Raw genomic sequence first — 17,824 nt, forward strand, 5'->3', positions numbered from 1 at the left:
GCACCCTAATCCAAGCGTTCAACCATTAGCGTGGGTGTTTATGGCGACGATTCTGCATATCGCGTTCCCGGAGCAGTGGGAGGCCGCCAAGGAGGCGGGCTGCTACCGATGGTCGACGCGGGGCAAGAGCCTCGACGACGGGGCGACGTTCATCCACGCCTCCCGGCCGGAGCAGGTAGCCATGGTGGCGAACTTCGTGTACGACGACGTCGAGGGGCCACTGAGCCTCCTGGTCATCGACACCGAGCGCCTGGTGTCCGCGCTGTGCGACGAGGACCTCGATGCGATCGGCGTCAGCTTCCCGCACATCTACGGGCCGCTGAACCTCGACGCGGTGGTCGACGTACGGCGCTACGAGCGCGGTCCGGACGGCCGATGGCCGGAAGTGACCGCGGACGCCGTATCCTGAGAAGTGGAACGGGTCGGTCGGGCGATCGCGTCGTCCTCCAGGGGGCGCCGAGGAAAGTCCGGACTCCACAGGGCAGCGTGGTGGGTAACACCCACCCGGGGCAACCCGCGGGACAGTGCCACAGAAAGCAGACCGCCAGCGGCTTCGATGAACCCCGTGGTTCACCGAAGTGCGGGTGAGGGTGAAAGGGTGGTGTAAGAGACCACCAGCTCCGCAGGTGACTGCGGAGGCTCGGTAAACCCCACGTGGAGCAAGGCCAAGAAGGACGATGGGCAACCACCGTCCGCGCGAGCGTCCGAGGGCTGCCCGCCCGAGCTCGCGGGTAGGCCGCTGGAGGTGCCCGGCAACGGTCACCGTAGATGGATGATCGCCACGACAGAATCCGGCTTACAGACCGACCCGTTCCCCCACCCCGGATCCGGCTGCCGCCCGCCGGGTGTGCGCCTGCACCCCCTCTCGCCATACTTACGGCAACTGCGTCACGATCCGACCGGTAGCTCGCACACGCTCTTCCCCAACCACACTGCGTTGTCCACAAGCTCCAAATTGCTTCGCGGATGCGGCACGGAAGTGGCTATGGTCTAGAGCAAGACAGACCTGGGTGGGCCGGAGTCAATCGGTTACCACTTCTCATGGGCGGGTCGCGGGTTCGAGTCCCGCCGTCGGGCTTCGGTCCGGCGTAGCTCAGGCGGCTAGAGCAGCTAAACGCCGGTCGGCACACCACGTCCGCCCAGGCCTGTCTTTTGTTTGCCCAGACGACAGGAGAAGGGAATGTCCAACGACCCGCTGGCTCTGATCAGCACCCGGCAGACGCCTCAGCACGAGCAGGCCGACCCACGGCAGCGGAAGAACCGCGCCGGCGGCTACGCGTTCGTGCTGGACGATCTTGCCCGGCTGCACCGGTTCCTCACGCTCGGCACCACCGGAGGAACGTACTACGCCTCCGAGCGCGAGCTGACCCGGGAGACGGCCGGACTGGTCGTCGAGCTGGCGACGATGCGTGCCACCGACGTCGTGGCCGCCGTACTGGACATCTCTTTGGCCGGCCGCGCGCCGAAGCAGAACCCTGCGCTGTTCGCCCTCGCCGCAGCCGCGAAGCTCGGTGACGACGAGGGGCGCCGGGCCGCCCTGGCCGCCGTACCGCTGGTCGCACGCACTGGGACGCACCTGTTCCTGTTCGCGGGCTACCTGCAGCAGTTCGGCGGCTGGGGTCGCGGGACGCGGCGGGCGATCGGCAACTGGTACGTCGACCCGGACCGCGACGTCGAATCCGTCGCGTATCAGGTGCTGAAGTACCGCCAGCGGGACGGCTGGTCGCATGCGGACCTGCTGCGGCTGTCGCACCCGAAGACAAGCGAGCCAGCACGGCGGGAGCTGTTCGACTGGATCCACGGTCGGCCGGCGGAGCTGTCCGGGCTGCCTCTGCTCGCCGCGTTCGAGCGCATCCAGGCGGCGACGGACGTCACCGAGGTGGCCGACGTCATCGCGCTCAACTGCGGTCTGTCGTGGGAGATGATCCCGGACCGGTTCCTCAACGAGCCGAAGGTCTGGGACGTGCTGCTAGCGAACGGTCTTCCGCAGACCGCGCTGCTGCGGCAGCTCCCACGCCTCACCCGGCTGGGACTGCTGGAGCCGATCGGTTCGTGGGCTCCGACCGTGGCCGCGCAGCTTTCCGACGCCGTGCGGCTGAAGAAGGCGCGTGTGCACCCGATCAACGTGCTCGTTGCTCAGCGCACCTACGCGTCCGGGCGCGGCGCGCGAGGCGATCAGTCGTGGACGCCGTCGCAGCCGATCGTGGACGCGCTCGACGCGGCGTTCTACGCGTCATACGACGCGGTCGAACCGACCGGGAAGCGGCTGATGCTGGCGCTGGACGTGTCGGGATCGATGGTGGCGTCCGTGTCGGGCCTGCCGATCAGTTGCCGGGAGGCGACGGCCGCGCTGGCGCTGGTCACGGCGGCCACCGAGTCGTCGTACGAGATCGTCGGCTTCACCAGCAAGGGCGACTACCGGCAGTCCGAGCTGATCCCCCTCACGATCAGCCCGCGCCAGCGATTGGACGACGCCATCCGCTCGGTCTCCAACCTACCCTTCGGCGGCACGGACTGCTCCCTGCCGATGCAGTACGCGCTGCGCCGGAAGATCGCGGTCGACGCATTCGTCATTTACACCGACAGCGAGACTTGGTACGGCGACATCCACCCGCACCAGGCGCTCCAGGAGTACCGCCGGACGATGGGGATCGACGCCCGCCTGATCGTCGTCGCCATGACGGCCACCGGCAGCACCATCGCCGACCCCACCGACCCCGGCATGCTGGACATCTCCGGCTTCGACTCCGCAGTCCCAGGCCTGATCACCAACTTCACCCAAGGCCGATAACCCCGCGGCCTGCGCGGCGCCTCACCGCGCAGGCCGCACCCAACTCCGAACCACACGCCCGGCGCACTCCCCGGCAGCACCCCACACACCCCACGTGCCCATGCACGCACAACACCCATGTGCGGGGGTGCCTATGGGTTAGTGGCAGTGGTCTTCGTGGGTTGATGGTTGGTGAATGGGGGTTCGGTTGGGTGGTTGTTCCCAGGGTTCTTGGCGGCCTAGAGCCGTCAGGTCCAGGGCTGTGGTGGTGAAAGTGAGGGCGTCGGTGCCTCGGCCGTAGGTGGAGTAGGTGTGGTGGACGGTCCCGGCGGTGCGAAGGAAGCAGCTGAGGCCATGGAGGTCGAAGGGCGGATCGGACTGGACGTGCTCGTTGTTCGGGAGCGCGTCCCACTCGGCCTTGGTGCGGTAGTTGTACTCGAACGGCGCCCACCGACTCGTCCAGCGTCACGTGGAAGTCGTAGTTGAAGTCACTCCCGTACGACGAGTACCACGGGAACGTCCACCCCCGCTCGGCCTCGTACCGCGCCAGCTTCTCGTACGGCGCCCGCGACACCGCGGCGAACGTCGTACTCAATTGGTTCAGGATCTCCAGCGACCCGATCTCGTCCGCGAGCCCGGTGCAGTTCGGGCACCCGGCGTCCCACTCCGGCTGGAACATGAAGTGGTACACGACCAGCTGCAGCCGCCCCTCGAAGAGATCCGCCAGGCCGACCTCACCGTCCGGCCCGGTGAACACGTACGGCTTGTCAACAACCACCATCGGCAACTCCCGCCGCCGCGTGTTCAGCTCGTCCCGTCGCCTGGTGAACTCCTTCTCCTCCGCGAGCAACGCTTTCCGCGCGACCAGCCACTCGTCCCGCGCCACGACATCCGGAAGATCCATCCCAGCTCCTCGATCGATCAGCACTGATATCGGGGACGTCGGAGCTGTGCTGCCGGATTCGACGCCGGGGCGGTGGCAGGCTTGGGGTATGGCGCGTAGAGGGGTTCGACGGGTCCGCACGGCGATTGTGATCGCTGTGCTGTTCGCCCTGCTCGCCGGGAGTGGGTACGTCGGCTGGATAGCGGTCAAGCGGGCTGAACCGGTGGCGCTGCCCGAGCCGACTGGGAACTACCAGGTCGGCCGGCGGACGTTCGAGTGGACCGACACGACCCGGAAGGATCCGTACGGCGACGGGCAGCGGAAGCTCTCGGTGTGGCTCTGGCACCCGGTCGCGAAGGGCGTCACCGGCCGCAAGGTGCAGTACGCGCCCGGCCTGTGGAGCGACCTGCACCTCAAAGCGCCGGCGTCGGTGTTCCAGGGACCGTTCGACACCCTCCAGGACCCGGCGTTCGACCGGGTTGCCGTCGCGCCCGGCCGGTTCCCGGTCGTCGTACTCATGCCGGGCCTCGGCCTGTCGGCGCCGATGTACGCCAGCCTCGCCGAGGACATCGCGAGTCACGGCTACCTGGTGGCCGGCGTGACGCCGACGTACAGCGCCGACCTCACCGTGCTCGGCGGCCAGAAGGTCGAGGCGAAGGAGGACGCTCAGCCGAAGGATCTGGACGAGCAGGGCGACCTCCTCGTCAACACCTGGGCCGCCGACGCCCGGTTCGCCGGCTCGATGGTCGCGAAGCAAGTTCCGAACAGCGCCGAGCCGAGCGTCGGCACGGCGTACGTCGGCCACTCGTTCGGCGGCGCGGCCGCGCTCGAGGCCTGCCGGACCACCGAGCGGTGCGCGGCCGCGGTCGACCTGGACGGCAGCCCGTACGGCGAGGCCGTCAGCAAGGGCGTGCACGCGCCGATCCTGCTGCTCGGCGCCGACGACTCCTGCATCACCGGCGTCTGCGGGCCGGACGCCCGGGGCGACGACGGCCGCGACCGCGCCTTGTCGTTGCTCAAGGCAAGCACCGGTACGTCGTGGTGCGCAACGGTCCCGGGGACGCGGCACTACAACTTCACCGACTACGGCGCGTACTACCTCGCGCTGCCGCTGCGGAAGTACCTGCCGCTCGGCAGCGCCGGACCACGCCACGCGCTCCGCGTGCAGAACGGCTACGTCAGCACCTTCCTCGCCCACGCCATCTACAACGTCCCCGCACCAGGCGCCCCGGCCTGCAGCAGCTAGAGATCGATCTCGTACGTCTGCGCGATCAGCTCAGTACCCCACATGTTGTGCGGGTCGGAGCCGGTCAGCCGGAAGCCCCGCGACAGGTAGATGTGCCGCGCAGCGACCAGCGGATCGTTCGTCCACAGCACCATCCGCTTGTAGCCGGCCTCGCGGGCGAAGGCCAAGCAGGTGTCGACCAGCTCGACACCGAGGCGGAGCCCGCGAGCGTCCGGCGTCACCAGCAGCAGCCGAAGCTGCGCCGTGGCCTCGTCCGGACCGCGCACGCAGAAGATGCTCCCGGCCCGCTTCCCGTCCACCTCCGCGATCCACGCGGCCTCGCGCGCATCGTCGTGCTCGGTCGCGTACGCCGAGACGATCTGCGTGATCAACGCCTCGTAGGCGAACCCCCAGCCGTACTCCGCCGCGTAGATCTCGGCGTGTGACTGCACCACCCAGCCGAGATCGCCCGGCTCCCCCAGTTTCCTGATCAGCTTCGGCATCAACCCTACCCAATCCACTGACACGACTGTTTCAGTAAGAGATACTAGCGGGGTGCCGACCACGAAGCCAGCCCCGTCCGCGCGCCAGCAGGAACTGCTCGAGCGCGCCTACGCGTACTCGCTCAGCCACGGCCTGGCCGACCTGTCGCTGCGCCCGCTCGCGACCGCGATCGGCTCCAGCCCGCGGGTGCTGCTGTTCCTGTTCGACAGCAAGGACGGCCTGATCCGCGCTCTGCTCGCCCGTGCCCGCGTCGACGAGCTCGAGCTGCTCCGGCAGATCGACGAGCGGTACGACGAACCACCCGGGCTGACCGCGGTCGCCCGGGAGCTGTGGACCTGGCTGGCCGCGCCCGAACGGCGGCCGTTGATGAAGTTCTGGGTCGAGGCGTACGGGCGATCGCTGGTCGCGCCGAAGGGACCCTGGGCGGACTACGGCCGCTCGACCGTCGAGGACTGGCTCGAGCTGCTCAAGGCGAGTCAGCCCGATCCCGGCACCCCCGACGCCGAGGCGCGCCGTACCGCCGTACTGGCGATGCTCCGCGGCGCCCTGCTCGACCTGCTCGCGACCGGCGACCTCGAGCGGACGACCAAGGCGGTCGAGGACTACCTGAGCAGCTAGTCGAGGACTCCTAGGAAGCCAGCTCGAAGGAGACCGACCGCTTGGCGATGTCGGCCTCGACGAGCTTGACCCGAACCGCCTGACCGAGCGGCAGCGGCGCCGCGCCGGTGACCCGTCCCTCGATCGCGAGCTTGGACAGTACGACGATGCCGCGCGTGTTCTCGCGCTGGTCGACCTCGGTGATCACGCCGTCGAACACGGACCCGACCTGCTCGGCCACCAGCCCGGCCTCGACCATGCTGACGATCGACCGCTCGTACGCGTTCGCCCGGCGATCGGCGTCGTCCATGATCTTCGGGATCTCGTCCAGCGACTCGCGCGCCCACTCGGGGACGTCGGTCCCCGCGGACAGCGCGACGCAGATCTCGCCGGTCCAGCGGTCGACCAGCCGACGCAGCGGCGCGGTGACGTGCGCGTACTCGGCCTTCATCGCCGCGTGCTCCGGCCGATCCGGCGTCGAACCCGCGAACGCGGTGTACCCGGCGCCGCGGAACAGCACCGTGCAGGCGGCCAGCATCGCCGCGTGCGCCGGCACCTTCGGATCCAGGCCGTGGATGAACTCGGCGTACGACGTCCCGTCCGGCCAGGAGATGCCGAGCGCCTTGGCGGTGTTCCCGAGCTTGCGGCGCAGGTCCTCGTGCGACTCCGGCAGCGTGCGCAGGATGCCGATCTTGCCGCCGAGCATCAGGTCCGCCGCCGAGATGCCGGTGAGCAGCGAGATCTGCGCGTTCCAGCCTTCGACCGGGAGCGGCGCGCGGAACTCCAGTCCCCAGCCGTGGTTGGAGGTCACGACCTCCTGGTCCGGGATCGGCAGGTTGACGCCACCGCGCTCGAGTTCGAGCCGTTCACGCAGTTGGCCGACCTCGCGGAGCAGTTGCAGCGACTCCCGCGCCGTCCCTGCGTCGAGGTCCTTCTGGACGCCGGCGTAGTTCAGCTTGGCGCGCGACTTCACCAGCGCGCGCTCGCAGGTGACGCCGGTGCCCTCACCGGACGCGTCGACCTGGATCGTCCACAGCAGCGCAGGACGGACCTGGTCGGCGAGCAGCGAGGCCGCGCCCTCGGACAGCTCCGGCGGGTGCAGCGGGGTGCGCTTGTCCGGCGCGTAGAGGGTCTCGCCACGACGACGCGCCTCGACGTCGATCGGGTCGCCGGGCTGGACGAACGCGGCGACGTCGGCGATCGCGTAGTAGACCGTGTAGCCGTCGCCGTTCCGCTCGATGTGCAGCGCCTGGTCGAGGTCCATCGAGTCCGGCGGGTCGATCGTGACGAACTCGATGTCGGTCCGGTCCAGCTCCGGCAGCCGGGGGTTCTTCACCGCTTCGAGCGCCGCCGCCACCACCTCAGGCGGGAACTCGGCCGGTACGTCGAGCTCGCGCCGGATGTCCCGTAGCGACGCCCGGAACACCTCGGGCACGTCCTCGGCAAAGTGAACCCTCTGCAACGGCACGGGCGCTCTCCGTCCTACTCAGCTGTGCGTTGGACCTCAGACTAGCGAGGGTTGCACGTTGAAGGAGCGCAGTGACGCGAGGCCGTCGGCGTACCAGTGGATCTCGGTCACTGTTGCCGGACGCAACTCCATCCGGAACAGCGACGCCATCGGGGCCTGCAGCACCGACCGGACCATCAGCTTGATCGGCGTCACGTGGGTGACCACGACCACCGTCTTGCCCGGGTACCTGGCCAGCAGCCCGTCCCGCGCCGACCGGGCCCGCCGCGCGCACACGTCGAACGACTCACCGCCGGGCGGCGCGACCGCGGTCGAGTCCAGCCAGGCGTTCAGCGCGTCCGGCCACTTCTGCTGGATCTCGGCGAACGTGTGCCCGTCCCAGTCGCCGAACGAGACCTCGACCCAGCCCTCGTCGACGATCGGCTCGAGTCCGAGACCTGCGCCGACGATCTCCGCCGTCTGCCGCGTCCGCAGCATCGGCGACGTCACGAGCGCGTCCACGCCGCCGATCCGCGACAGGTACTCCGCGGCTGCATGTGCCTGGGCCCGGCCGGTGTCGCTCAGCCCGGGGTTGTCGCCGCCGGATCCGGAGAACTTCTTCTCCACGCTGTGCGGGGTCTCGCCGTGCCGCAGGAAGATCAGCTGCGTCGGCGGCTCGGCCTGCGCACCCCAGCCCTGCAACGCCTTCTGCAGGTCCGAGGGCTCTCTGGCCACGGCCGGCCCGGCAGCGGTCGCCTCGGGGGTCAGCGGGATCGGCACGCCGTCCAGCGCCATGTTCGCGAGCGCGTCCGCGGCCGCGTTCTGCGCGCGCGGGACCCAGGTCCACTCGGTGCCGAACGGGGCCAGCCCCTGCGCCTTGATCGCGAGCGGCTGCAGGTCCGGGTGCTTGATCTTCCAGCGGCCGGCCATCTGCTCGATCACCAGCTTGGAGTCCATCCGCACCTCGATCGAGGCGTTCGGCGCGTACTCCGCGGCCAGCTCCAGCCCGGCGACCAGGCCGGAGTACTCGGCGACGTTGTTGGTCGCGATCCCGAGCGTCTTCCCGACCTGCGCGATCACCTCGCCGGTCGCGGGATCGCGCACCAGAGCGCCGTACGCCGCTGGTCCGGGATTGCCGCGTGATCCGCCGTCCGCCTCCACGATGACGTGGTCGACGCTCATACGGCGCTCTCCGACGTCCGGACCAGGATCCGGCCGCACTCTTCACAGCGCAGTACGGCGTCCGGCGCGGCAGCCTTGATGCGGTTCAGGTCGGACGGCGCCAGCTCCATCCGGCAGCCCATGCAGCGCTTGCCGACCAGCGGCGCGGCGCCGATGCCGCCGTTGTGCTCGCGAAGCCGCTGGTACTGCGCGACGAGCGGGTCCGGGAGCTCGGCGGCGACCGTGGCCCTCTTGTCGCCGAGCTGGGCGCGCTGCTCGTCGAGCTCCTTGAGCGCGGCGTCCCGGGTGGTCTCCAGCTCGGCCTGCCGGCCGGCGAACGCCTCGGCCCGGGTGCGCAGGTCGGCCTGCACCGCCTCGGCGGCCTCCAGCTTCTCCATCACCTCGAGCTCGGCGTCCTCGAGGTCGGAGATCCGCCGGTCCAGCGAGCCGATCTCGTGCTGCAGGTTCTCCAGGTCCCGCGGCGAGGTGACCTGGCCGGAGTCGAGGCGCTGCTGGTTGCGGGCCTTGCGCTGCCGCACCTGCTCGACGTCGCTGTCGGCCTTCTTCTGCTCGCGCTGCAGGTCGCTGACCTCGGTGTCGGCGGTGACGAGGTCGCGGTCGACCACCGACTTCTCCGCGACCAGGTCGGCCAGGGCCTGGTGCTCCGGCAGCGACTTGCGTTTGTGGGCGACCTGATCCAGCTGCAGGTCGAGGTCCTGCAGGTCCAGCAACCGGCGTTGGACAGCGGGCTCGGCGTTCAGGGTCGGCTCCTTCGATCAACAGCTTTCAGTTGTGAGAGTCTCCACGCTACTGCCTTGGCGCCACAAGCCGGGGTGGTGGTCAGAAGGACTGTTCGAGGATTTGCTGGGCCAGCGGCTCGAGCTGGGACTCGCGGATGGTGTCCAGGTCGCCGCCGCCGCGCGGTCGTTCGAAGGTGAAGTGGACGGACAGCACCACACCAGTCATGTCGTCGGCCCGCAGGTAGACCAGCTTGCTGTCCTCATCCGACCGCAGCGTCGAGACAACCGCCTGCCGGCCGGCCAGCTCGACCTTGCGCGGCGCCACGCCCATCCCCACCCTCCGATCGCTCACCCCGACCCTGACCTCGAGCGCATGACTCGGCTCGACGAACACACAGGCCGAGCCCTCGACGACCGGACGGAACCCGGTGCCGAGCACACGCCGTACGGCGCCTTGGCTGATCGAGCACACGACGTTGCCGTCCTGGCTCCCCTGCCGGTACACCTCGACCGCACCCTTCGGCGGCGGCACCGGAACGTACGGCTCGCAGACCGGGAACTGCTTGGTGACCTCCAGATCGACACACGCACCCGGCTGCTTCGAGTCGTGGTCGCTGGGCTTCATCAGCAGCGGTGCCTGCGGCTTGGCGCCGGCCGGGACCGGACCTTCGAGGATCCCGATCAGCTTCACCGCGAGCCGCTTGCTGGTCCCGCAGTTCGGCGACCGCAGCACGATCTGCACCCACTGCTCGCGCGGATCCGGCTGCGCGGACGGTCCTTGGTTCCAGGTCAGCCAGCACTGCCCCTCGCCGTACGTGAGACCGGCCGTCCGACCACCGAGCCGAACGGTCCTGGAGAAGTTCGAGGGCACCAGGTCCGGCCCGTAGCCGAGGCTGACCTCGGTGCCCCTCCGCCCGTTGACCCAGTCGGTGCAGCCGTCCACGGTGAGCGTCGGGTAGCTGCCCACCTCGAAGCGGCCGGTGGTTCTCGAAGGACACCGGCAAGGTCACCTGGCAGGCGTCCTTGTCGCCTCTCACGTAGGCCTTGGCTCCGGCCAGCGTGCGCAGTTCGCTGTCGAACCGGAACGGATCGCCGAGGCCGAGCTCGGCCCGAACCCACGCGCTGCCGTGCTCGATCCGGCACTCGTGGGGATCCGTACGGCGAATCGTGTCGCCGACTGCAAATCCGGGAGCCTTGGCCGGGTTCAGCAGCGCACAGGCGTCGACCTGCGCGAGCGCGGCCAGCACCCGGGCCTGGTCGCGATCGACCGGCTTGGCCGCGGGCGGATGTACCGCTTTCGGCTGCGGAGACGGCAGCTGCGCCGGACTGGCGGAGCGATCCGGGTCACCGAGCCCGGCACAACCGGTCAGTGCGATAAGCAGAAGCGACAGCAGGCCGAGCCGGGAGAGCACCGGCTCAGCCTAGGGACGAGATGGCTCAGCTCGATGCGTCCTGGCCGACGCGGAGCGTCCAGGCGTCGGTGCAGATGGTGGAGATGTGCGTCTCGACGTCACCCTCCAACTGCTCGCGCAGCAGCCGGTCCGCGTCCCGCAGCCACGGCCACTCGCTCGCCCAGTGCGCGACGTCGACCAGCGCAGGCCCCACGTCGTACGCCCGGGCCTCGGTCGCCGGGTGGTGCCGGAGGTCCGCGGTGACGTAGGCGTCCACCCGGGCCGCGCGAACCCGGTCGAACTCCGAGTCGCCCGCTCCCCCGACCACCGCGACGGTCTCGATGATCCGGTCGGGGTCGCCAGACACCCGTACGCCGTGCTCCGTCCGCGGCAGGTTGTCCGCGACCAGCCGGGCGAAGTCCCGCAGCGGCATCGGCGCGCGGAGCACGCCGACCCGTCCGCCGCCACGCTCACTCGGCAGCGCGGCCAGTTCGTAGATGTCGAAGGCAGGCTCCTCGTAGGAATGGGCCGCCTTCAGCGCTTCCACCACGGCACGGCGGTTCCGGCGTGGGACGAGCATCTCCAGCCGGTTCTCCGCGACCACCTCGATGTCGCCGACCTGCCCGATCGTCGGGTTGGCGCCTTCGAGCGGCCGGAAGGTGCCCTCGCCGGTCCCGCTCCAGGCGGCGCGGTCGTAGTCCCCGATCCGGCCCGCGCCCGCCTTCGCCAGCGCGTCGAGCATGCCCTGCGTCTCCTCGACCGGGACGAACACGACGAGCTTGTCCGTCGGGTCCGCGGGCATCGCCTTGAGCGGGCGGGTGTCCTGCAGACCGAGGGCCGCGGCGAGCGCGTCGCTGACGCCGGGGTTCGCGTTGTCGGCGTTGGTGTGGCAGACGTGCAGGGCGGTATTGCTCTTGATCAGGTCGTGGACGACGCGACCCTTGGGCGTCGTCGCGGCGACGCTGTTCACCCCACGCAGCAGCAGCGGGTGGTGCGTGACGAGCAGGTCGAAGTCACCGGCGATCGCCTCGTCCACGACCGGACGCATCGGGTCGACGGCGAACAGGATCCGCCGTACCGGCTGGTCCGGGTCCCCGGTCACCAGCCCGACCGCATCCCAGCTCTCGGCCCAGGCCGGGTTGTAGAGCCGGTCGAGTACGGCGATCACGTCAGCAAGCCTCGGAGTCACGGGCCTATCTTTTCACCCGCAGGGATTGTGACGGGGGCAACCGTCCGGTGCCCCCGTCACAACCACACCCGCCGGTGCCGGCGCAGTGCGGCGACCGCCCCGCCGCCTTCACCACGATCCGTTCCGGCGGTCCGTCCCGGCCAAGCCACAGCCGCCAGGGGGACGACCGGGGATGACCGGGACGTGTCTAAATCAGCCAGGCGGTGGTGGCGCTCGGCAGCTTCTCGCCCTCGAGCGGGCCGCTGGACAGCACCACCGCAGCCTCGGGCAGCTCGATCGGAGCGGCGCCGAAGTTGGTGATGGACTGCCAGCCGCCGGGACGGACGAAGTGCAGGACGTCGTCGCCGCCTTCGACCCAGGTCAGCGAGTTGCCCGTCTGCAGCCCACGCCGTACGGCGAGAGCCTTCCGGTAGAGGCTGAGCGTCGACTCCGGGTCGCCCTCCTGCGCCTCGACCGAGTAGCCGCCGAACCACTTCGGCTGGACCAGGTGCGAACCACCCGAGCCGAAGCCGAACGACAGTCCGCCGACCGTCCACGGAATCGGCACCCGGCAACCGTCACGGCCCTTCTCGGCGCCCTTCGACCGGAAGTACGCCGGGTCCTGCAGGTTCGCGGCCGGCAATTCGCCGACCTCCTGCAACCCCAGCTCCTCACCCTGGTACAGGTACGCCGATCCCGGCAGCGCCAGCATCAGCAGCGTCGCCGCCCGCGCCCGCCGCAGGCCGAGCTCGACGTCGATCGTCGGCTCGGTCCCGTTGCTGAGCAGCCACGCCTTGCCGTCCTGCCAGCTGCCGGACGGGTCCTTCGGCAACCCGTACCGAGTCGCGTGCCGGACCACGTCGTGGTTGGAGAACACCCAGGTCGAGGACGAGCCGTTCAGCTCGGCCAGCGCGAGGTTGTCCTCGATCACCTGCCGGAACTTCGCGTACTCGAAGTCGGCCTGCAGCAGGTCGAAGTTGAACGCCTGCCCGAGCCCATCGGCACTCGCGTACCGGGCCCGGCGGGCGGCCGGCACGAACGCCTCGGCCACGGCCGACCGGGGCGGGTCGTACTCGTTCAGCACCGTGCGCCACTCGCGGTAGATCTCGTGGACGCCGTCCTGGTCCCAGAGCGGGTGCGCCCCGTTGGACTCCGACTGCCGGGGCAGCGTGGTCTTCGACGGGAACGGCTCGCTGAGGTTCTTCACCAGGGCGTGCGCGACGTCGACGCGGAATCCGTCGACCCCGCGGTCCGACCAGAACCTCAGCGTCTGCAGGAAGTCGGCCCGGACCTCCGGGTGCTCCCAGTTCAGGTCCGGCTGCTCGGCCGCGAACAGGTGCAGGTACCACTGCCCGTCCTCGACCTGCGCCCAGGCGGAACCGCCGAACACCGAGTCCCAGTCCGAAGGCGGCTCGTCGCCCTCGCCCTCCCGGAAGATGTACCGGTCCCGGGCCGGCGCGCCCTTGTCGGCGGCCAGCGCCTCGGTGAACCACTCGTGCCGGTTGGAGGTGTGGTTCGGGACGATGTCGACGATCAGCTTGATACCCGCGTCGTGCAGCGCCGAGACGAGGACATCGAAGTCCTCGAGGGTGCCGAGGCGCGGGTCCACGTTGCGGTAGTCGTCGACGTCGTACCCGCCGTCGGCCAGGGCCGACGGGTAGAACGGGCTCAGCCAGACCGCGTCGATACCTAGGGACGTGAGGTACGGAACGCGGCTGATGATGCCCTGCAGGTCACCCACGCCGTCGCCGTTGGAGTCGGCGAAGCTGCGCGGGTAGATCTGGTAGACGACGGCTTGGCGCCACCAGTCTCGGTCGGTCGGCGGCTGCGTGCTGGTCAAGAGAGCCTCACTTGGGTCGGAAGGCGCGGGTCCAGGGTTTCCAGGCGGTTGCGGGGATGTTGCCCACGTATTTATATATACTCTAAATTTAGATTCTGCAGTATTCTGCGCTTCAGTCCACGACAGGTCAAGGGGGTTTCATGGCGAAGCCATCGGCCACTCCGCCCACGGCGACGCCGCCGATGCTGCGCCGGGTCAACGCCGGGAAGCTACTCGGCGTGCTCTCCCGGGCCGGGGTGATGACAGGAACCGGCCTGATCGAGGCGACCGGTCTGACCCGGGCGACCGTGCACGCGGTCTGCAACGACCTGATCTCGATGGGCTGGGTGGTCGAGCACGACCCCGGCCGGGACGACAGCGCGGTCGGGCGGCCGTCGCGCCGGTTCGAGTTCAACAGCCGGGCCGGCTACGTGCTCGGGATCGACATCGGCGCGGGCAAGACCACCGTGCTGGTCGCCGACCTGCGCGGCGAGACGGTGGCCAAGGCGGTGCACTCGGTGGCCGGCGACTCGACCGCCGCCGACCGGACGGAGATTGTGCACGAGACGGTCGTCGAGGCGCTCGAGACCGCGCAGGTGCCGGACGCTCAGGTGCTGGCGGCCGGCGCCGGGGTTGCCGCACCGGTCGACCGGAGCGGCAACATCCTCGCCGACGACGAGTTCTGGCGGCGCTTCGACGCCGGGCTCGGCCGGAGGCTGACCGAGCTGCACGGCTGGCCGGTCCTGCTGGAGAACGACGCCAACCTGGCCGCGCTCGGCGAGCACTGGCGCGGCGAAGGCCGCAACGTCGACGACCTCGCCGTACTGCTGGCCAGTGAGCGGTTCGGCTCCGGACTGATGGACTCCGGCCGACTGCTGCACGGCTCGCGCGGAGGTGCCGGCGAGATGGTCTACCTCAAGCTGGTCGAGGGCGTCGGCGACACCCACGGCATCGCGCGGATCGCCCGCGAGGACGGCGCCGCGGCCGCCGCCGACCCCGCCGTGAAGACGGCGCTGCGCGCCCTGGCCGGCGACCGGCCGGTGACCGCGGAGCTGGTCTTCACGGCCGCCGACGCCGGTGACCAGGTCGCGCTGGAGATCCTGCAGCGCATCTCCGCCCGGACCGCCCGGGTGGTCGCCACGCTCTCCATCATGTTCAACCCCGAGCTGGTCGTGATCGGCGGCGCGGTCGCCGAGGCGGCCAAGTCGCTGCTGCCCGACATCGAGCAGCAACTGGCCGGCTTCACCTCGACCCCGCCGCGCGTCGCCGTGTCGTCACTCGGCGACGCGATCGTCTCCGTCGGCGCCGTCCGGCACGCCCTCAACTACGTGGAGCAGAACGCGCTCGACCTGAGTCTCAGCTGCCGTCCCGGGTGAGGGCCCTGGCGATCGCCTCGAGCACGATCACGTTGCGCCCGGACGTCGTACCGACGGCGATCCCTTCGGGCACGAGCTCGCGATCCTCGGGGATACCGGTGCACAGCACGACGGTGTTCTCGCCGCGACCCTGCAGCAACGCGGCCAGCGCCTCACGCATCCACGGCGTGCGTACGGCGTCCTGCACCGCGACCACCAGTGGACGGCCGGCCGCCGCTGCCGCAGCGCGGGCGATGGCGCCTTCGGACTCGGATCCGGCGCTGTCGAGGAGTCGATGCTCGCCGCGCAGGACCACTCCTTCCGAACCGGGCGCGATCCGGCTGAAGACCTCCGGAAGCCCGGTGAAGTAGGGGTTCCAGGCCGGGTGCAGGCCTTGGGTCAGGTCGACGACGTACGGCTGGGAGCCGAGCGCGGGCAGGGTCTGACTGGCCACGACGCGCGTGGCGACCTCGCGGACCGGGGCACCGTCGAGACCGGGCTGACGGGGACGAGCCTTCAGCTTCGCGGCGAGCGCGCGGACCCGGCCGGCGGCGTCGGCGAGCCGTCCGGCGTCGAGACTGCCGTTGCCGACGGCATCGACCAGGGCCTTGGTGAGCGTCCGCGGATCGGCCGCGGCGAGCGCGACCATGGCGAGGTCGGCGCCGGCCCGGACGGACGCGACGGTGGCGTCCTCGAGCGACTGGCTCTTGGTGATCGCCTGCATCTCGAGGGCGTCGGTGGTGATCACGCCGGTGAAGCCGAGCTCCTCGCGGAGCAGCCCGGTGAGGATGCGGTGCGAGAGGGTGGCCGGCTGGTCGTCGTACGCGGAGAAGACGATGTGGGCGCTCATGACCACGTCGGCGCCGGCCGCGATGGTCGCCTTGAACGGCGCGAGCTCGACGTCGGTCACCTCGGCGATCGAGCGGTCGACCCGGGGCAGGTCGAGGTGTGAGTCGACGGTGACGTCGCCATGGCCGGGGAAGTGCTTCGGGCAGGCGGCGATCCCGGCCTCGTGCACGCCCTCGACGAACGCGACCCCGTGCCGCGAGACGACGTCGGCGGTGGTGCCGAACGAGCGGGTCGAGATGATCGGGTTCGCCGGGTTGCTGTTCACGTCGACCGACGGCGCGAGCATCAGGTCGATGCCGAGGCTCGCGAGTGTGGCGGCGGCGTCCCGGGCCGAGGCGCGGGTCAGGTCGACGTCGTCGAGGTCGCCGAGGATCCGCGGCGAGGCCAGCGGCCACGGGTTCGCCGGGGCCAGATGGCTGAACTCGCCACCCTCGTGGTCGATCGAGATGACCAGGTCCGGCCGCTCCGACCGCAGTGCGGCGGTCAGGGCCTGGACCTGCTCGGCGTCGGAGACGTTGCGCGTCGACAGGATGACCGCGCCCAGCCCGCCCGCGACCGCGCGGCGCAGGTCGTCCGAGGCGGTGGTCCCGTCGAAGCCGACGACCAGCGCGCCGGCGGCATCACGTTCCAGGTGATCGCTCATCCAGACACCCTCTCGCTCCGACGGGGGCAGGCGCCACTCGAAACCGCTGTGGGTGCGCCGTCACGGACAGCTAGTGATTAGCGTCGCGTGACCAGATCAGGGCGAACGTTGTCAGATGGTTGTCAGGCCGATTTTGAGCGTGCCAGGACGGTTTCCGGACGGATTTCTGAGACTTACCCCTCGCTGTCCGGCCCGACTACAGATAACGTTGTCTCTCGACCTGACCGCTCTCGACGGAGCCCGACACCGTGACCGCTTGCCCAGCAGACAACCGCCACTGCCCCGGGGGGACGATGAGTGACGTTGCGGTGACCGCGCAGGACACGGTTCTCGGGATCGACATCGGCGGCACGAAGATGGCCGCCGCTCTCGTGTCCGCGGACGGCCGGATCCTGACCGGCGACCGGATCCTCACCCCGGCCGGCGACGCCGACCAGGTGTTCGCCGCGCTGGCCGAGCTGATCGACCGGGTCCGCGGCGACGCCGAGCCGCTGGCGGTCGGCATCGGTTCGGCCGGACCGCTCGACCAAGACCACGGGCTGGTGTCGCCGGTGAACATCACCGGCTGGCGGAACTTCCCCCTGGTCGGCCGGGTCCGCGAGCTGGTCGGCGACGTACCGGTGACCCTTGGGGTCGACGGGCACTGCTTCGCGCTCGGTGAGTTCTGGACCGGCGCCGGGCGGGAGGCCGACACGCTGCTCGGCATCGTGGTGTCGACCGGCGTCGGCGGCGGCCTGGTGGTCGACGGCAAGCCGATGATCGGGCAGTCGGGCAACGCCGCGCACATCGGTCACGTGGTGGTCGACCTGGACGGCGAGGCGTGCGCGTGCGGATCGTTCGGGTGCGTCGAGGCGTACGCGAGCGGGCCGCGGATGGTCGCCCGGGCCAAGCGGCGGGGCTGGCGAGCCGACGAGGTTGTCGACGCCGCCGTACTGGCCGCCGATGCGGCCGCCGGGGACGAGCTCGCGCTGGCGGCGTTCGACGACGGCGCGCAGGCGCTGGCCGCCGGCATCGTTGCGACCGCGGTCACCGTCGACCTCACCACCGTCGTCATCGGCGGCGGTGTCTCGAAGGCCGGCTCGGTCCTGTTCGACCCGGTCCAGGCCTGGGTCAAGCGGCTCGCCCAGTTGCCCTTCGTCACCGATCTCAGCGTCGAGCCCGCCCAGCTGGACAACGCCGGCCTGCTCGGGGCCGCCCACCAGGCCTGGTCCGCCGTTCGCTGACGCCTGGGAGCTTCCGCGCACACCTAACGCGTCCGGAAAAGGGCGTCGT

General features: G+C 70.2%; 14 protein-coding genes, 1 other RNA gene and 2 pseudogenes. 7 read left to right on the forward strand and 10 right to left on the reverse strand.

Annotation, left to right across the window (positions count from 1 at the left end):
• Positions 1-40 precede the first annotated feature (40 nt).
• The 3 genes from ACWCOV_RS22015 to ACWCOV_RS22025 all read left to right on the forward strand — a co-directional run bounded on the left by ACWCOV_RS22015 (position 41) and on the right by ACWCOV_RS22025 (position 2,791).
• On the forward strand, positions 41-409 hold the full coding sequence (locus ACWCOV_RS22015) for a DUF952 domain-containing protein (protein WP_449831157.1): 369 nt from the start codon (positions 41-43) through the stop codon (positions 407-409).
• 9 nt (positions 410-418) lie between these two features.
• Positions 419-815, forward strand: an RNA gene (gene rnpB / locus ACWCOV_RS22020) — RNase P RNA component class A.
• A 365-nt stretch (positions 816-1,180) separates the two neighbouring features.
• The gene (locus tag ACWCOV_RS22025) at positions 1,181-2,791 is read left to right on the forward strand and encodes a TROVE domain-containing protein (protein WP_449831158.1); all 1,611 of its coding nucleotides are present in this window, start codon (positions 1,181-1,183) and stop codon (positions 2,789-2,791) included.
• Positions 2,792-2,929: 138 nt separating this feature from the next.
• On the opposite strand, the pseudogene ACWCOV_RS22030 reads toward ACWCOV_RS22025, so the two are convergent.
• Positions 2,930-3,106, reverse strand: a pseudogene (locus ACWCOV_RS22030) (DUF899 family protein); the annotation flags it as partial.
• Between the two features lie 172 nt (positions 3,107-3,278).
• Positions 3,279-3,674 (reverse strand): annotated as a pseudogene (locus ACWCOV_RS22035) (DUF899 family protein); the annotation flags it as partial.
• 88 nt (positions 3,675-3,762) lie between these two features.
• Here ACWCOV_RS22035 and ACWCOV_RS22040 point away from each other — a divergent pair.
• Entirely contained in the window at positions 3,763-4,899 is a 1,137-nt protein-coding gene (locus ACWCOV_RS22040; protein WP_449831159.1) for an alpha/beta hydrolase, read from the forward strand.
• Here the strand turns inward: ACWCOV_RS22040 and ACWCOV_RS22045 are convergent.
• A complete protein-coding gene (locus tag ACWCOV_RS22045) occupies positions 4,896-5,381 on the reverse strand; it encodes a GNAT family N-acetyltransferase (protein ID WP_449831160.1) in 486 nt (161 codons plus the stop codon). The two genes, ACWCOV_RS22040 and ACWCOV_RS22045, sit on opposite strands and share 4 nt — an antisense overlap.
• 52 nt (positions 5,382-5,433) lie before the next feature.
• Here ACWCOV_RS22045 and ACWCOV_RS22050 point away from each other — a divergent pair, with 52 nt between their 5' ends.
• The gene (locus ACWCOV_RS22050; protein WP_449831161.1) at positions 5,434-6,000 is read left to right on the forward strand and encodes a TetR/AcrR family transcriptional regulator; all 567 of its coding nucleotides are present in this window, start codon (positions 5,434-5,436) and stop codon (positions 5,998-6,000) included.
• Between the two features lie 10 nt (positions 6,001-6,010).
• Here ACWCOV_RS22050 and ACWCOV_RS22055 read toward each other — a convergent pair whose 3' ends face one another.
• From ACWCOV_RS22055 to ACWCOV_RS22080, 6 genes are all read right to left on the reverse strand, one after another.
• Positions 6,011-7,447 (reverse strand): RNB domain-containing ribonuclease, encoded by a 1,437-nt coding sequence (locus ACWCOV_RS22055; RefSeq protein ID WP_449831162.1) that lies wholly within the window; start codon positions 7,445-7,447, stop codon positions 6,011-6,013.
• Positions 7,448-7,483: 36 nt separating this feature from the next.
• On the reverse strand, positions 7,484-8,608 hold the full coding sequence (locus tag ACWCOV_RS22060; protein WP_449831163.1) for a bifunctional RNase H/acid phosphatase: 1,125 nt from the start codon (positions 8,606-8,608) through the stop codon (positions 7,484-7,486).
• Entirely contained in the window at positions 8,605-9,318 is a 714-nt protein-coding gene (locus tag ACWCOV_RS22065; RefSeq protein WP_449831164.1) for a zinc ribbon domain-containing protein, read from the reverse strand. Before ACWCOV_RS22065 ends, ACWCOV_RS22060 begins: the two co-directional genes overlap by 4 nt.
• A gap of 109 nt (positions 9,319-9,427) precedes the next feature.
• Positions 9,428-10,294 carry a hypothetical protein gene (locus tag ACWCOV_RS22070; protein ID WP_449831165.1) on the reverse strand — a complete coding sequence of 289 codons (867 nt, stop codon included), beginning with the start codon at positions 10,292-10,294 and terminating at the stop codon, positions 9,428-9,430.
• A 470-nt stretch (positions 10,295-10,764) separates the two neighbouring features.
• Positions 10,765-11,907 carry a Nif3-like dinuclear metal center hexameric protein gene (locus ACWCOV_RS22075; protein WP_449831166.1) on the reverse strand — a complete coding sequence of 381 codons (1,143 nt, stop codon included), beginning with the start codon at positions 11,905-11,907 and terminating at the stop codon, positions 10,765-10,767.
• 187 nt (positions 11,908-12,094) lie between these two features.
• Positions 12,095-13,726: a glycoside hydrolase family 13 protein gene (locus tag ACWCOV_RS22080; protein ID WP_449831167.1), complete on the reverse strand. Its 1,632-nt coding sequence runs from the start codon at positions 13,724-13,726 to the stop codon at positions 12,095-12,097.
• A 140-nt stretch (positions 13,727-13,866) separates the two neighbouring features.
• Here ACWCOV_RS22080 and ACWCOV_RS22085 point away from each other — a divergent pair, with 140 nt between their 5' ends.
• Entirely contained in the window at positions 13,867-15,081 is a 1,215-nt protein-coding gene (locus ACWCOV_RS22085; protein WP_449831168.1) for an ROK family protein, read from the forward strand.
• On the opposite strand, the gene ACWCOV_RS22090 is transcribed toward ACWCOV_RS22085, so the two are convergent.
• Positions 15,062-16,552 carry a glycoside hydrolase family 3 N-terminal domain-containing protein gene (locus ACWCOV_RS22090; protein ID WP_449831169.1) on the reverse strand — a complete coding sequence of 497 codons (1,491 nt, stop codon included), beginning with the start codon at positions 16,550-16,552 and terminating at the stop codon, positions 15,062-15,064. The two genes, ACWCOV_RS22085 and ACWCOV_RS22090, sit on opposite strands and share 20 nt — an antisense overlap.
• A 293-nt stretch (positions 16,553-16,845) precedes the next feature.
• On the opposite strand from ACWCOV_RS22090, the gene ACWCOV_RS22095 reads away from it, so the two are divergent.
• Positions 16,846-17,775 (forward strand): ROK family protein, encoded by a 930-nt coding sequence (locus tag ACWCOV_RS22095; protein ID WP_449831170.1) that lies wholly within the window; start codon positions 16,846-16,848, stop codon positions 17,773-17,775.
• Positions 17,776-17,824: the final 49 nt, after the last annotated feature.

Source organism: Kribbella sp. NPDC002412, assembly GCF_053592935.1.